Here is a 14,565-nt window from a genome sequence, read left to right on the forward strand (position 1 = left end):
ATTTTAGGAAAATTGGAGCGATCTCGGGGGAGGTTCGCACGAGAAAGCCGCCCGCGATCCGCGGACGGCTCCTCGATGCCGGCAGGGGCTCGTCCCGCGTCAGGTGCCGCGGTTGAACGCGGCGCCGATGTGCAGGATGTCGTTCCAGGTCGCGAACAGCATCAGCATCAGCACCAGGGCGAGCCCGATGCGGAAGCCGATCTCCTGCGCCCGCTCGCTCAAGGGGCGGCCGCGGACGATCTCGACGGCGTAGAACATGAGGTGGCCGCCATCGAGCATCGGCACCGGGAACAGGTTGATGAGCCCGATCGAGACCGACAGCACCGCGATCAACCCGACCAGGGCGCCGAGGCCCCCGACCTTGGCGGCCTGCCCCGAGACCCGGGCGATGCCCATCGGTCCCGAGAGCTGGTCGGCCGATTCGCGCCCGGTGATCAGCTTGCCGATGTAGTTGAAGGTGCGGTCGACCACGAAGTAGGTCTCGGTGACGCCGATCTTCAGCGAGTCGAGCGCGCCGTAGCGCACCAGCTTCACCTCGGCGGCGTCGCGCGGCCCCTGGATGCCGAGCCGCCCGATGCGCTGGGTGCCGAACGGGGTCTTGTCCTCGAAGGTGTCCGGCGTCGCGGTGAGCGGCGTGGTGACGCCGCCGCGCTCCACCGTGAAGTCGAGCCGGTCGCCGGCGGCGCCCGAGACGGTCCGCTGCATGTCGGCGAAGTTGTGGATGGTGCTGCCGTTGATCGTCAGGACGACGTCGCCGGGCTGGAAGCCCGCGCGCTCGGCGGCGCTGCCGGGCTGCACCGCCGAGACCCGGGGCGCCACCTCGTAGCGGCCGGTGGCGTAGACCGCGCCGGCGAAGACCGCGATGGCGAGGAGGAAGTTCGCGATCGGCCCCGCCGCCACGATGGCGACCCGCTTCCAGACGTTCTGGGCGTGGAAGCTCACCGCCCGCTCGGCCGGGTTCATGCGCGCGGCCGCGTCCGGATCGGGCACGCTGGCGCCGTTCATGTCGCCGACGAACTTGACGTAGCCGCCGAGCGGGATCGCCGAGAGCTTCCAGCGGGTGCCGCGGCGGTCGTTGAAGCCGACGATCTCGGGTCCGAAGCCGATCGAGAAGCTGGTCACCCCGACGCCGCACCAGCGGCCGACCAGGAAGTGGCCGAGCTCGTGGATGAAGACCACGACGGTGAGGACGAACAGGAACGGCACGATGTAGCCGAGCAGGTTCGTCGTCGCACCGCCCACGACGTTCAGCAGATCCATGATCACCTCGATGCGGCGCGGCGGGCTCTCCCCGGCCCGGCGCGACCGCCTTCCTGTTCCTGACCTTACATACAGGCTCGGCGAGCCTGCGAACAGGGCGCGAAACGACCGAGGGTTAACTTAACGGAAGCTTAAGGCGCCGGTCAGGCGGCGAGCGCCGCCTCGCTCCAGCTGCGCACCTCGGCGTCGATGGCGAGCGCCTCCTCGACGTCGGCGGGCGCCGTGGAGAAGCGCGCCGCGAAATGCTCGCAGGCCCGCTCGACCAGCGCGGCGATGTCGTAGAAGCCGATTGTCCCGGCGATGAAGGCTGCGACCGCGATCTCGTTGGCCGCGTTCATCACGGTCGGCTGCGCGGCCCCCGCCGCCAGCGCCGCCTTGGCGATCCGCAGGCAGGGGAAGCGCTCCTCGTCCGGGCGCTCGAAGGTGAGGCTGCCCGTCGCCGCTAGGTCGAGGGGCTTGCCGCGGGCGATGGTCAGGCGCTCGCCCAGGCCTAAGCAATGGGCGATCGGCACCCGCATGTCGGGGACGTAGAGGCCGGCCGTCACCGAGCCGTCGCGCCAGGTGACGAGGGCGTGGACGATCGACTGCGGATGCACCACCGCGTCGAGGCGCTCCGCCTCGATGCCGAACAGGTGGTGGGCCTCGATCAGTTCCAGCCCCTTGTTCATCATGGTGGCGGAATCGATGTTGATCTTCATGCCCATCGACCAGGTCGGGTGGGCGGCGGCGTCCGCGGCGCTGGCGGCGGCGATGCGCTCGCGGGTCGCGGTCCGGAACGGCCCGCCCGAGGCCGTGATGGTCATCCGGGTGATCTCGTCGATCCGGCCGGTGCCGATCGACTGCTCGAGCGCGTTGTGCTCGGAATCCATCGGCAGGATGCGGGCACCGAACTTCTTCGCGTCGCGCATGAAGGCGTCGCCGGCGCAGACGAGGCTCTCCTTGTTGGCGAGCGCCACGGTGCGGCCCTGGCGGATCGCCGCGCAGGTGGGGCTGAGCCCCGCCGCCCCGCTCACGGCGGCCACCACCAGGTCGGCGTCGCGGGTCGCCGCCTCGATCACCGCGGACGGACCGGCCCCGCAGGCGATGCCCGATCCCGCCAGCGCGTCGCGCAAGGCGGGCCCGGCATCCGCGTCGGCGATCGCCGCGAATTCGGCGTTCAACTCGCGGGCGACGCGGGCGAGGGCCTGCGCGTCGCGGCCGCCCGCCACGGCGCCGACCCGGAAGCGGTCCCGGTGCTGGTCGAGCAGGTCGGCGGTGGAGCGCCCGATCGAGCCGGTCGCGCCCAGGACGGAGACGGTGAGGGTCATGGATGTCCCGTGAGAGAGAGGCCGACGAGCAGGAGGCCGGCGAGGAGGGCCACGGCGAAGAAGCCGTCGAGGCGGTCCATCACCCCGCCATGGCCCGGAATCAGGCGGCCGGAATCCTTGGCGCCGTAGGCGCGCTTGAGGGCGGATTCGGCGAGGTCGCCGCCCTGGCTCATTACCGAGGCTAGACCTGAGAGCGCGCAGGCCAGCGGCAGCGACAGGGCGTCGGTGGCGCCGAGGTGGCGTGCGCCCGCCGCCACCGCGCCGCCGACGATCGTCGCGCCGATCAGGCCGCCGCAGAATCCCGACCAGGTCTTCTTCGGGCTCACCGCCGGCCACAGCTTCGGCCCGCCCAGCGAACGGCCGGTGAAGTAAGCGGCGATGTCGGTGGTCCAGACCACGCCGAACAGCCAGAGCGGGCCGGCGAGCCCGATGCGGGGATCGTCGCGCAGCAGCACCGGCACCAGGGCGACCACGAGGGCGCTGGCGAGGCTCGCCGGCGCCCAGACCCGGCCCAGGGTCGGCTTGGCGAGGAGCGCGAGGAGACCGAGGCCGAGGACGGCCGTCCCGACGAGCCAGGGCAGGGGAGCCGCGAGCCGCGCGCCCGCCACCACCGCGAGGAGCACGAGGCCCGCGACGGCGAGCAGCGGCCGGTGCGGCGCGGTCCGGGTGATGGCGAGCCACTCGCCCACCACCGCGAGGCCGGCCAGGAACCAGACCACCGCGAAGATCCAGCCGCCGTTGAGGGTGGCGCCGAGCACCAGGAGGCCGAGCACGATGCCCGACACCGTGCGGGCGCCGAGCTCCGTCGCGGGCCAGGCCGGTCGCCCGGTCCCCGGGAGCTTCGTTCCGTCGGAGCCCGCCATCACCCGGCCCGGGCGCTGAGGCCGCCGAAGCGGCGGTCGCGGTTCTGGAACTCGCCGATCGCCGCCAGGAAGGCGGCGTGGTCGAAGTCCGGCCAGAAATCCGGCACGAACACGAACTCGGAATAGGCGGTCTGCCAGGTGAGGAAGTTCGATACCCGCTGCTCGCCGGAGGTGCGGATGACGAGGTCGGGATCGGGGATGCCGGCGGTGTCGAGCGCCCCCGTCATCGCCGCGGCGTCGATCGCCTCGGGCGTCAGGCGGCCCTCGGCGACGGCCCGGGCGAGGCTCCGCATCGCGCGCAGGATCTCCTGGCGCCCGCCGTAATTGAACGCCACCACCAGGGTCAGCGTGGTGTTGCGGGCGGTGCGCTCCTCGGCCTCGCGCAGGAGGCCGGCGATGTCGCCCGGCAAGCCGTCGCGCTCGCCGATGATCCGTACCCGGACGCCGTTGGCGTGCAGGTCGGCGAGGTCGCGGCGCACGAACAGCTTGAGCAGGCCCATCAGGTCCGCCACCTCGGCGGCGGGCCGGCGCCAGTTCTCGGAGGAGAAGCTGTAGATCGTGAGATAGGGAATCCGGAGGTCGATCGCGGAGCGCACGGCGCGGCGCACCGCCTCGACCCCGCGGCGATGGCCCTCGACCCGGGGCAGCCCGCGGCGGGCGGCCCAGCGGCCGTTGCCGTCCATGATGATGGCGACGTGGGCCGGCATGGTGCCGGGAGGAGGCGCGGCGCCGCCCGGCGCAGGCCCGGGGCCCGCCGCCGGATGGCCCGCGATCTCTCGGGCGTCCATCTCCCGGCCCTCGGCCTGGCCTGCGTCCAGCAGGGTCACCGTCTCGCTGTCGCCTGCCATGCTGGCCCCGACCCCGGCGGAGCCGCGTTTCGGCTCCGCGCTCCCCACGCGCTCGTCCCAGTCGTCCTAGAAAGTCATGCCGGCCCGGTGTCAGACCTGCATGATCTCCTTTTCCTTGGACGCCAGGGTCTGGTCGACCTCGGCGATGTGCTGGTCGGTCGCCTTCTGCACCTGGTCGGCCTGGCGCTTCTCGTCGTCCTGGCTGATCGCGCCGTCCTTCTCGAGCTTCTTCAGGTGGTCGAGGCCGTCGCGGCGCACGTGGCGGACCGCGACGCGGGCCTCCTCGGCGTACTTGTGGGCGACCTTGACCATTTCCTTGCGGCGCTGCTCGTTCATCTCGGGGATGCGCAGGCGGATAGTCTGGCCCTCGGTCATCGGGTTGAGGCCGAGATCGGATTCGCGGATCGCCTTCTCGACCGCCGCCACCATGCCGCGGTCCCAGACCGAGACGCTGAGGAGGCGCGGCTCCGGCACGCTGATCGTCGCGACCTGGGCCATCGACATCGCGGCGCCGTAGGCGTCGACCTGGATCGGGTCGAGGAGCGAGGGCGTGGCCCGCCCGGTGCGCAGCGAGCCGAGGTCGTGCTTCAGCGAGTTCAGCGCACCCTGCATGCGCCGCTTGATGTCGTTGAGGTCGAAGGGGGGGAGGGTAGCCATTCCTGCGCGTCCCGGGGCGTCGTGAGGAGAGTGGGGGAGGCCGGACCCTGGCGGGTCCGCCCGATCGGGCTTCAATGAACCAAAACCCGACCTGCCGCAAATCGTCGGGAGCGGCGTCCGTTCCGGGATCCGTCTACGGCGCCACCAGGGTCGAGGGCGCGGCGCCGGTGAGGATCGCCGTCACCGAGCTCGGGGCGTGGACCGAGCCGACGATCAGCGGCAGGCCGCCGTCGCGGGCGAGCGCGAAGGCCGCGGTATCCATCACCTTGAGGTCGCGGGCGATCGCCTCGTCGTGGCTCAGGCGCTCGTAGCGCACCGCGTCCGGGTTGGTCTTCGGGTCGGCGGAATAGACGCCGTCGACCTGCGTGGCCTTCAGCACCGCGTCGCATTTCAGCTCGGCGGCGCGCAGGACCGCGGCGGTGTCGGTGGTGAAGTACGGGTTGCCGGTGCCGCCGGCCAGCACCACGACCTGCCCCTTGTCGAGGTGGTGCAGGGCCGGCTGGCGGGCATAGGTCTCGCAGATCGTCGGCATCGACACCGCCGACATGGTGCGTGCGGTGACGCCGGCGGCGTTGAGCGCGGTCTCGAGCGCCAGCGAGTTCATCACCGTCGCCATCATGCCGAGGGAATCGCCCGTGGCGCGGTCGATCCAGCCCGCCGCCGAGACCCGGGCGCCCCGGATCACGTTGCCGCCGCCGACCACGAGCGCGATCTCGAAGCCCTTCTCCACCGCCCGGGCGATGTCGTCGGCGAGTGCCGCCAGGGTCGGCGGATGCAGCCAGTAGCCGTCGGGCGCGGCGAGCGCCTCGCCGGAGAGCTTCACCAGCACGCGGCGGAAGCGGGTCGAACCTTGCTCCGGCAGGGGATGTTGGGGCATGGGCGCTCCTCTGGCCGCCCATGGGGCAGCCGCTGTCCGCGTCAAGTGTCGTCACGAGTCGGCCGGGTTCTAGCCTGTCGATCCCGGCCCGTCGAGGCGCAGGCAGACCTGAATCGGTACCCTCGAAGGGGGGGGAGCCGGACACGAAAAAGGGGGGCCCGCGCGAGCGGCCCCCCCCCTCAACCTTCGCGCGACGCGCGGTTCGGGCCGCTCAGCCCTTGGCTGCCGCCGCGACCTCGGCGGCGAAGTCCGGGGCCTCTTCCTTCTCGATCCCCTCGCCCAGCGCATAGCGCACGAAGCCGGTGAGCTTGACCGGACCGCCGGCCTTGCCCTCGGCCTCCTTGAGCACCTGGGAGACGGTCTTCGACGAGTCGTGCACGAAGGGCTGCTCGAGGAGGGTGACCTCCTTGTAGTAGCTCTTCAGGCCGCTCTCGACGATCTTGGCCATCACGTGGTCGGGCTTGCCGGCGTTCTTCTCGCGCAGGATGTTGCTCTCGCGCTCGACCGTGGCGGCGTCGACGCCCGTGGCGTCCAGCGCCGCCGGGTTCGTCGCCGCGACGTGCATGGCGATCTGGCGCCCGAGCTGGCTCAGCACCGTGACGTCGCCGGCCGATTCGAGGGCGACGAGCACGCCGATCTTGCCGAGACCCTCGGAGACCTGGCCGTGCACGTAGGAGGCGATGACGCCCTTCTCGACCGACAGCTTGGCGACGCGGCGAAGCGTCATGTTCTCGCCGATGGTGGCGATCAGCTCCTGCAGCTTGTCCTTGACCGTGGTCTCGGCGCCCGGAAGCTTGGCGGCCTCGAGGGTCTCGATGCTGTCGCCGGCGTTGAGCGCGAGCTTGGCCGCCTCGCGGACGAAGGCCTGGAAGCCGTCGTTGCGGGCGACGAAGTCGGTCTCGGAGTTCACCTCGAGCACCGCGGCGTGGTGGCCGGCGGACTCGACCGCGACCAGACCCTCGGCGGCGACGCGGCCGGCCTTCTTGGCGGCCTTGGCGAGGCCCTTCTTGCGCAGCCAGTCCACGGCCGCCTCGAGGTCGCCGGCGGTCTCGTTGAGGGCCGACTTGCAGTCCATCATGCCCGCGCCGGTCTTCTCGCGCAGCTCCTTGACCATCGCTGCCGTGATGTTGGCCATCGTGGGATCCTCTCGATTGGCGCCCCGGCGCGCCGTGAGGGCGCCGGTCGGCGGATAAAGGGAACCCGGCGCCGTGGCGGCGCCGGGCTTTGAAGCGTCAGGTCCGCGGGGACAACGCGCCCCGCGTGAGAGCCGTGCCGACGTTACGCCGCGGCGGCGGCCTCGACGAAGCCGCGGGCCTGGTTCACCCAGCCGTCGCGGTCGATGCGGCCGTTGAGCTTCAGGTCGCCGTCGACCTTGGCGATGTCCTCAGGGCTCATCGCGGCGATCTGCCAGTAGTGGTAGACGCCGGCGTCGTTGAGCTTCTGCACCAGCTGCGGGCCGACGCCCGTGAGCTTGGTCAGGTCGTCCGGCGCGCCGCGGGGGGCGGCCAGCAGCTCGAAGGGCTCGCCGACATAGGGCTCCGAGATGTCGATCGTGGCGACCTCGGGCTCGTTGGCGAGGGCGGGCAGCTCCTCGGCCATCGGCTCCTCGGACTCGCCGAGGTCGACGCCGAGGGCGCCCTGGCCGCGGGAGATGCCGTCGATCGCAGCGCGGGCGACGAGGTCGCAGTAGAGCGCGATGGCGCGGCCGGCATCGTCGTTGGCCGGAACCACGTAGGTGATGCCGTCCGGGTTGCAGTTGGTGTCGACGATGGCCGCCACCGGGATCTTGAGGCGGTTCGCCTCCTTGATCGCCAGCTGCTCCTTGTTGGTGTCGATCACGAACAGCAGGTCGGGCACGCCGCCCATGTCCTTGATGCCGCCGAGCGCCTTCTCGAGCTTGTCCTTCTCGCGGGACAGCATCAGGCGCTCCTTCTTGGTGAGGCCCTGGCCGCCGCCGGCGAGGGTCTCGTCGACCTTGCGCAGGCGCTGGATCGAGCCCGAGATGGTCTTCCAGTTGGTCAGCGTGCCGCCGAGCCAGCGCGAGTTCACGTAGTACTGGGCCGAGCGCTTGGCCGCGTCCGCGATGGTGTCGGCCGCCTGGCGCTTGGTGCCGACGAACAGCACGCGGCCGCCCTTGGCGACGGTGTCGCTCACCGCCTGCAGCGCCTGGGCCAGGGCCGGCACGGTCTGGGCGAGGTCGATGATGTGGATGTTGTTGCGGGTGCCGAAGATGTACGACTGCATCTTCGGGTTCCAGCGGTGCGCCTGGTGGCCGAAGTGGGAGCCGGCCTCGAGCAGCTGGCGCATGGAGAAGTCGGGAAGGGCCATGGTCTTGTTCTCTCCGGTTGTCACCGCCGCGGAGGAAGCGACCGGCGCGACGAGGGATTTGCCGAGAGACAAGAACCAAGGTGCGACCGGCCACCGGAAACGCCTCATTCAGGCATGAGGCCGGCTCCGCGTGTGGGATGGGCGGGCCTTTATCCGATCGGGGGTGGGATGGCAAGGTGGTCGGGCTTCGCAGGGGGGCGTGCCGGCGCCGTAGGCCCCCATGCCGGGCTCCCGGCTTCGAGGTGCGCCGGGCGAGGCGCCACGGGCCCGATCGGTCCGGCGGCGGTTCGCGCAGCGGAAAAATTTGGAAAATACATTAATTCCTGAGAATTCAACATGCGATATAAAACTGGCAACTGGTAGGACGCCATTCGGTCGAATGATTCTATTGCGAGGCCGCTCGGCGTCCGACGATTTCGACGGAAAGTCGCAAAATTTCTGCGCCTGAAAAATTTCTGCTCGTCGAAAGGACGACGAATCCGGATTGCCGGTTGTTCCGATGCATCGACTGACGGAGTCGTCGATCCGTCGTACCGTGCCGATCGTTGCGGGCTCGCGCCGTGCCGCTCGACGGACCGGGCTCCCGGAGCGCGACCTGCCCTGCGGCTTCCGCAGGGGATACGATCCTGTTAAAGGGCTCCCGTCCACGCGACCCTTGCGAAGCCGGTATATCACGAGAACGACCGGATCAGCGCGGGGTCGCTGCCGAGACCCAGGTGAGTGCCATGGCGCGCGGGGCGGTTCTCCCGACAACGCGCGACACTGGCGCCATCGAACCCGGGCCTCGGCCATCAAGCTTAGTACTCCATTAATGATGGACGACTGATCGACTCGTTGGACAATGATCGCGATGTTTCAAAATGACCGCGACCGTGAAGTCGATCTGATCGTGAATCATGATTTCCTTTATCGAATTTCGGATTGTTGTTGCTGGGTCCTTAGTATTATAAGGCCATTTCTCCCCTGTCCATGGGAATTTTGTGGTTTCAGCCTGTCGCAATCATCCGATCTGCTCTGGAAAATAAATACCTTGAACGTACTGATGATCTTTTTTATTGAATCAATCTTGCAAGATTTTGAGCTTGTCGATGGTTGAAAGCTGGTGCCGGGCCGGCCTGCAGTGATCCTGAGGAGAAGTAGGATGTCAAAGATGAATGTTAACTTCGCCGGCCGGTCGTTCGAGATCGACAGCTCCGACGGAATGGATGCGGTGGCGCAACAGCTTGCGGCCGGATCCTACGAGGCGCCGCTTCCGTTCGTGATGATGGCGACCCTGGTGCGGGTGGAGGGGGCGTTCATCGACGTCGGCGCGAATACCGGCATCTACTCGGTCATGGCCTCGGTGTTCGCGCCCGACAGGAAGGTCGTCGCGTTCGAACCCCTGCCTTCGGTCCTGAGCATATTGCGCAAGAACCTCGCCATCAACAATCTCCAGGACAGGGTGACGATCCACGAAGTTGCGCTGAGCGACCGCAACGGCGTGGCGTCCTTGCACCTTCCGGATCCGCACCACGGACTCGTCGAGACGAGCGCATCGCTCGAAAGCGAGTTCAAGCAGGCCCACTCGATCATCGACGTGCCGGTGAAGCGCTTCGACGACATGAATATTTCCGATTTCATCGGCGTCATCAAGGCGGACATCGAGGGGCACGAATACGCGTTCCTCAACGGGGCCCGTGAAACGATCATGCGCGACCGTCCTATCATCTTCGCGGAGGTGGTCGGCCCGGCCAGGCGCGGACCGATGAACGCGCTCCTGCGGAATATCGGATACATGGATTTCAGGCTGCGGCCCGACATGGCCCTCCACGACGGCGAGGTGCTGTTCGATGACGCCGCGTGGAACCACGCGCTGGTTCCGGTCGAGCGGCTCGCGAAGTTCAGGGAAATCTGCGATTCCTGCGGCCTTCCGATGTTTCGCCGCTTCCAGCTTTCCTGACGGGACCGCCACCGGGCCGCACCCACCGGGCCGTTCCGGGGAGGCTGGTCCCAGGTCGCCGGGCGCGATCGGCGTCGATAGGTCCGCGCCGGTGGCTTTGGGTGTGCCGGATGGTCGGCTGGCGCGGGAAGGACGAAACCAGAGGTCGCGTCGACGACCGTCGACGTGGCGTCCGGCACGCTCTGCGGCAAAAACCGGTGCGGTTCCCAGGCAGGCCCGGGCGGTGCCTCGGGCCGCCGCCCCCGGAGAGGCGCGTCGGGGCCGTTCCCGCGCGGCAGGCGCAAGCTCGACCTGCCGATCGAAAAAATCGAGCCGGAGCCGCCGCTGCCTCCGAGCCCGAATGGCGACCTACGGTTCTTTGAAGCCGTATTCCGGTACGCCTTCCTCGTTGCCGTAGTACTTATAAGGGAGAAATTTGCCGGACATCTGCAATTTTACCCGATCGCCCTTGTTGTTCGGCTCGCGTTCCATCGTCATGTTGAAGTCGATCGCCGACATGATGCCGTCGCCGAATTCTTCCTGGATCAGTTCCTTCCAGGTGGTGCCGTAGACCATCACCAGCTCGTAGAAGCGGTAGATCAACGGGTCGGTCGGCGGCATGTGCGGGACCGAGCCGCGGTAGGGCGCCTCGTTCAGCATCCGCTCCTCGGCGGCCGAGAGCCCGAACAGGGCGGCGGCCTTGGCGGCCTGCGCCTTGGGCAGCTTCATCTGGCCCATGCAGGCGGCGGTGATCAGGATCGGCGAGATCCCGCCGATCTCCTCCTGGATGTGCGTCCAGGTCCAGCCCTTCTCGCGCTTGATGTCGAGAAGCTTCTCTGTGAGGTCTTCGCGCTTCATGGGCCCTCTCCCTTGACGAGGACGTTCCGGCCGGTCGTGACCGGGGTGTCCTCGGTCGCGCTTGGCAATGGGCGTGCCAGGGAGAGGCGAGGGTGGAAGGGAGCCGTGCGGTCTAGCGCCGCTGCTCGCACAGGGTCTTCACGTAGGTCCCGGCCTCGGTGCCCCGCCCGGTGCCGGCGGCGATGGCGGGACCGAGCAGCATGCATTCCTGCGGCGAGTGCGCCGGGTGGGTGATCACGTCCTGGGCGGTGGCGCGGGTGCAGTCCTGCGCCGCCAGGGAGGAGGCGCAGATCAGCGTGACGACGAGGATGGTGGGCAAGGCGGCCTCCCGGGTGCGGGAGGCGTGCCTCCCCTTGGGGAGGTGGAGAGATAATGCCGGACGCGCGGGCGCCCACCGCTCGACCGGCGATATCTTGCCTCAGGGGCCGTTCGCCAGCGCGGCCAGCCGCGCGACGAGGCGGCGGGCGACCTCGTCCTTGGCCAGGGTCGGCCAGGTCTCGAGGCTGCCATCGCGGCCGATCAGGTGGACGGTGTTGCGGTCGCCGCCCATCACGCCGGCCGCGGTCGAGACGTCGTTGGCGACGATGAGGTCGCAGCCCTTGCGGGCGATCTTCGCCCGGGCATGGGCGATCACGTCGGTGGTCTCGGCGGCAAAGCCCACCACCAGGGGCGGGCGGTCGCCCGAACGCCGGGCGACCGTCGCCAGGATGTCGGGATTCTCGGTGAGCGCCAGGGGAGGGGGGCCTTCCGGTCCCTTCTTGATCTTCTCGCCCCCGAAGACGGCCGGGCGCCAGTCGGCGACGGCGGCGGCGAACACCGCGATGTCGGCCGGAAGCGCCGCCTCCACCGCCGCCAGCATCTCGCGGGCGGTCTCGATCCGCACCACCGCGACGCCCGGGGGATCGGGCAGGGTCACCGGCCCCGAGACCAGGGTCACCCGGGCGCCGGCCGCCGCCGCCGCCGCCGCGATGGCGTGGCCCTGCTTGCCCGAGGAGCGGTTGGCGAGGTAGCGCACCGGGTCGATCGGCTCGTGGGTCGGACCGGAGGTGACGAGGAGGTGGCGGCCCGCGAGAGGCCCCTCCGCGGGCGACCCTGCCAGCAGGGCCTCCACCGCGTCGGCGATCTCCTCGGGCTCGGCCATCCGGCCGGGTCCGGTCTCGGCCTCCGCCATCCGGCCCGCGTTGGGTCCCACCACCGCGACCCCGTCGCCCTTGAGCAGCGCCAGGTTGCGCTGCGTCGCCGGGTGCAGCCACATCCGCACGTTCATCGCCGGGGCGATCAGGATCGGCAGGGCCGTGGCGAGGAGCACCGTCGAGGCGAGGTCCGGCGCGTGGCCGCCGGCGAGCCGCGCCATCAGGTTGGCGGTGGCGGGCGCCACCACGACCGCGTCGGCGTCCCGCGCGAGCTTGATGTGGCCGATATCGGCCTCGTCGGCCCGGTCGAACAGGTCGGTATGGGCGCGCTGCCCGGCGAGCGCCGCCGCGGCGAGCGGCGTCACGAATTCCTGCGCGCCCTTGGTGAGCACGCAGCGCACCGAGGCGCCGCGCTCGCGCAGGCGCCGGATCAGGTCCAGCGCCTTGTAGGCCGCGATGCCGCCCCCGATGACGAGGAGCACCCGCCTGCCGTCGAGGGCGCCCATCTAGACCGTGACCTGCGTGCCGACCTCGACCACGCGCCCGGTCGGGATCTGGAAGAAGTCCGTCGCGTCGTTGGCGTTGCGGGCGAGCGTGATGAACACCCGGTCCTGCCACAACGGCATGCCGGACTGCGCCGCCGGGCGGATCGAGCGCCGCGACAGGAAGAACGACGTCGCCATGATGTCGAACTTGAAGCCCTGCTTGCGCAGGAGGGCCAGGCCCTTCGGGATGTTCGGCGATTCCATGTAGCCGAACTTCATCACGACCTTCCAGAAATGCGGGCCCATCGGCTCGATCCGGACCCGGTCGGCATCGTTGAGGCGCGGCAGGTCGATGGTCTTGACGGTGAGCACGACGTTCTTCTCGTGCAGCACCTTGTTGTGCTTCAGGTTGTGCAGGAGCGCCGCCGGCGCGGTCTCGGGGTCGGAGGTGAGGAACACCGCCGTGCCGCGGACGTGGTGCGGCGGGCTCTTCTCCAGCATGGCGACGAGCTCGGTCAGCGGCACGTCGGTCTTGCGGGTCTTGTTGAACAGGATGGTGACGCCGCGCACCCAGGTCCACATCAGCAGCACGAGGCCGCCGGCGAGCAGCAGGGGCATGTAGCCGCCCTCGAACACCTTGAGGAGGTTCGAGGCCAGGAACAGCAATTCGACGGCGATGAACGGCACCATCACGGCGCCGGCGGCGAGCGGCGACCACTTCCACACCCGCCACAGCACCAGGAAGGCGAGGCCGGCGGTGATCAGCATCGTGCCGGTGACGGCGATGCCGTAGGCCGAGGCGAGGGCCGAGGAGGAGCGGAACAGCACCACCAGGATCACCACGCCGAGCATCAGGAGCGTGTTGATCTGCGGCAGGTAGATCTGCCCCGAATGCGATTCGGAGGTGTGGCGGATCTCGAGCCGCGGCAGGAGGCCGAGCTGCACCGCCTGGCGCGAGAGCGAGAAGGCGCCGGTGATGACCGCCTGGCTGGCGATGACGGTGGCCGCGGTGGCGAGCAGCACCATCGGCAGCAGGCCCCATTCGGGGACGAGCTGGAAGAACGGGTCGGTCGTGCCCGGTTCGGCCAGCACCAGGGCGGCCTGGCCGAGGTAGTTGATCGCGAGCGCCGGCCCGACGAGGGCGATCCAGGCGGTCTGGATCGGCCGGCGGCCGAAATGGCCGAGATCGGCGAACAGCGCCTCGGCCCCGGTCACCGCCAGGAACACGGCGCCCAGAGCCACCAGCGCCCCGGTACCGTGGCCGAGGAGGTAGTGGACCGCGTGCCAGGGGTTGAGCGCCCACAGCACCTGCGGCGTGCGGGCGATGTGCGGCAGGGCCGCGAGCATCAGCACCGAGAACCACACCAGCATGATCGGGCCGAAGAACGTCGCCATCCGGGCGGTGCCCCGGCTCTGGACCAGGAACAGCGGCAGGATGATCGCGATGGTGATCGGCAGGACGTAGTGCTCGAGGGCGGGGGTGACGAGCTTCAGGCCCTCCACCGCCGACAGGACCGAGATCGCCGGGGTGATGATCGCGTCGCCGTAGAACAGGGCGGCGCCGAACAGGCCGAGCATGAACACGATGTGCGAGCCGCCCAGCGCCTTGCGGGCAAGCGCCATCAGCGAGAGGATGCCGCCCTCGCCCTTGTTGTCCATCTGCAGGAGCAGGATGACGTACTTGATGGTGACGATCAGCACGAGCGCCCAGAGCAGCAGCGAGACGGTGCCCAGCACCTCCTCGCCGGTGAGCACGCCGTCGGCGCGGCCCGGGGCGAGGGCCTCGCGGAAGGCGTAGAGCGGGCTCGTGCCGATATCGCCGTAGACGACGCCGACGGAGCCGAGGAACAGGGTCCAGAAGCTCGCCTTGGCGTGGCCGTGGCCCTCGGCCTCGTCGACGCTGCCCGCCTTGGTGGGCGGACCGCCGCTCTGCGGGGTGAGGGAATCGGGCGGCGCGACGGGTCCGCCCGTGGGTGCGGCTGACTGTGTCATGTTCGATCGGGGATGCGCCCGCGGGCGGCCGGGATTGCC

The 14,565-nt window shown here is 69.7% G+C and carries 13 protein-coding genes; 1 reads left to right on the forward strand and 12 read right to left on the reverse strand.

The window, feature by feature from the left end; all coding sequences use genetic code 11:
• Positions 1–99: 99 nt before the first annotated feature.
• The 8 genes from rseP to DK419_RS22560 all read right to left on the reverse strand — a co-directional run bounded on the left by rseP (position 100) and on the right by DK419_RS22560 (position 8,140).
• The gene (rseP, locus tag DK419_RS22525) at positions 100–1,260 is read right to left on the reverse strand and encodes an RIP metalloprotease RseP (protein WP_109961065.1); all 1,161 of its coding nucleotides are present in this window, start codon (positions 1,258–1,260) and stop codon (positions 100–102) included.
• 143 nt (positions 1,261–1,403) lie between these two features.
• Complete coding sequence (gene dxr / locus DK419_RS22530; RefSeq protein ID WP_109961066.1) at positions 1,404–2,567, reverse strand: 1-deoxy-D-xylulose-5-phosphate reductoisomerase; 1,164 nt, start codon at positions 2,565–2,567, stop codon at positions 1,404–1,406.
• Positions 2,564–3,430: a phosphatidate cytidylyltransferase gene (locus DK419_RS22535; RefSeq protein WP_109961067.1), complete on the reverse strand. Its 867-nt coding sequence runs from the start codon at positions 3,428–3,430 to the stop codon at positions 2,564–2,566. Before DK419_RS22535 ends, dxr begins: the two co-directional genes overlap by 4 nt.
• Positions 3,430–4,218 (reverse strand): isoprenyl transferase, encoded by a 789-nt coding sequence (locus tag DK419_RS22540; RefSeq protein ID WP_425352680.1) that lies wholly within the window; start codon positions 4,216–4,218, stop codon positions 3,430–3,432. Before DK419_RS22540 ends, DK419_RS22535 begins: the two co-directional genes overlap by 1 nt.
• 150 nt (positions 4,219–4,368) lie before the next feature.
• The gene (gene frr / locus DK419_RS22545) at positions 4,369–4,935 is read right to left on the reverse strand and encodes a ribosome recycling factor (RefSeq protein ID WP_109961069.1); all 567 of its coding nucleotides are present in this window, start codon (positions 4,933–4,935) and stop codon (positions 4,369–4,371) included.
• 133 nt (positions 4,936–5,068) lie between these two features.
• Positions 5,069–5,812, reverse strand: a complete 744-nt coding sequence (gene pyrH / locus DK419_RS22550; RefSeq protein WP_109961070.1) for a UMP kinase — start codon at positions 5,810–5,812, stop codon at positions 5,069–5,071.
• Positions 5,813–6,023: 211 nt separating this feature from the next.
• Positions 6,024–6,947: a translation elongation factor Ts gene (gene tsf / locus DK419_RS22555; protein ID WP_109961071.1), complete on the reverse strand. Its 924-nt coding sequence runs from the start codon at positions 6,945–6,947 to the stop codon at positions 6,024–6,026.
• Positions 6,948–7,090: 143 nt separating this feature from the next.
• Positions 7,091–8,140: a 30S ribosomal protein S2 gene (locus tag DK419_RS22560; RefSeq protein ID WP_109961072.1), complete on the reverse strand. Its 1,050-nt coding sequence runs from the start codon at positions 8,138–8,140 to the stop codon at positions 7,091–7,093.
• Between the two features lie 1,141 nt (positions 8,141–9,281).
• Here DK419_RS22560 and DK419_RS22565 point away from each other — a divergent pair.
• Entirely contained in the window at positions 9,282–10,079 is a 798-nt protein-coding gene (locus tag DK419_RS22565; protein WP_109961073.1) for an FkbM family methyltransferase, read from the forward strand.
• 348 nt (positions 10,080–10,427) lie between these two features.
• Here DK419_RS22565 and cynS read toward each other — a convergent pair whose 3' ends face one another.
• The 4 genes from cynS to DK419_RS22585 form a co-directional block, all read right to left on the reverse strand.
• Positions 10,428–10,916: a cyanase gene (cynS, locus tag DK419_RS22570; protein ID WP_109961074.1), complete on the reverse strand. Its 489-nt coding sequence runs from the start codon at positions 10,914–10,916 to the stop codon at positions 10,428–10,430.
• A 112-nt stretch (positions 10,917–11,028) separates the two neighbouring features.
• Positions 11,029–11,235, reverse strand: a complete 207-nt coding sequence (locus tag DK419_RS22575) for a hypothetical protein (protein WP_109961075.1) — start codon at positions 11,233–11,235, stop codon at positions 11,029–11,031.
• 99 nt (positions 11,236–11,334) lie between these two features.
• Positions 11,335–12,555, reverse strand: coding sequence for a bifunctional phosphopantothenoylcysteine decarboxylase/phosphopantothenate--cysteine ligase CoaBC (gene coaBC, locus DK419_RS22580; protein ID WP_109961076.1), 1,221 nt, complete (start codon positions 12,553–12,555; stop codon positions 11,335–11,337).
• Positions 12,556–14,526: a potassium transporter Kup gene (locus tag DK419_RS22585; protein WP_109961077.1), complete on the reverse strand. Its 1,971-nt coding sequence runs from the start codon at positions 14,524–14,526 to the stop codon at positions 12,556–12,558.
• Positions 14,527–14,565 lie beyond the last annotated feature (39 nt).

Origin of the sequence: Methylobacterium terrae, assembly GCF_003173755.1 — a bacterium.
In the GTDB taxonomy this organism is placed as follows: domain Bacteria; phylum Pseudomonadota; class Alphaproteobacteria; order Rhizobiales; family Beijerinckiaceae; genus Methylobacterium; species Methylobacterium terrae.

Bases quoted from the DNA above. Each gene is read 5' to 3' on its own strand.
- rseP (WP_109961065.1), bottom strand. From the start codon at position 1,260: ATGGATCTGCTGAACGTCGTGGGCGGTGCGACGACGAACCTGCTCGGC.
- dxr (WP_109961066.1), bottom strand. From the start codon at position 2,567: ATGACCCTCACCGTCTCCGTCCTGGGCGCGACCGGCTCGATCGGGCGC.
- DK419_RS22535 (WP_109961067.1), bottom strand. From the start codon at position 3,430: ATGGCGGGCTCCGACGGAACGAAGCTCCCGGGGACCGGGCGACCGGCC.
- DK419_RS22540 (WP_425352680.1), bottom strand. From the start codon at position 4,218: ATGGACGCCCGAGAGATCGCGGGCCATCCGGCGGCGGGCCCCGGGCCT.
- frr (WP_109961069.1), bottom strand. From the start codon at position 4,935: ATGGCTACCCTCCCCCCCTTCGACCTCAACGACATCAAGCGGCGCATG.
- pyrH (WP_109961070.1), bottom strand. From the start codon at position 5,812: ATGCCCCAACATCCCCTGCCGGAGCAAGGTTCGACCCGCTTCCGCCGC.
- tsf (WP_109961071.1), bottom strand. From the start codon at position 6,947: ATGGCCAACATCACGGCAGCGATGGTCAAGGAGCTGCGCGAGAAGACC.
- DK419_RS22560 (WP_109961072.1), bottom strand. From the start codon at position 8,140: ATGGCCCTTCCCGACTTCTCCATGCGCCAGCTGCTCGAGGCCGGCTCC.
- DK419_RS22565 (WP_109961073.1), top strand. From the start codon at position 9,282: ATGTCAAAGATGAATGTTAACTTCGCCGGCCGGTCGTTCGAGATCGAC.
- cynS (WP_109961074.1), bottom strand. From the start codon at position 10,916: ATGAAGCGCGAAGACCTCACAGAGAAGCTTCTCGACATCAAGCGCGAG.
- coaBC (WP_109961076.1), bottom strand. From the start codon at position 12,555: ATGGGCGCCCTCGACGGCAGGCGGGTGCTCCTCGTCATCGGGGGCGGC.
- DK419_RS22585 (WP_109961077.1), bottom strand. From the start codon at position 14,526: ATGACACAGTCAGCCGCACCCACGGGCGGACCCGTCGCGCCGCCCGAT.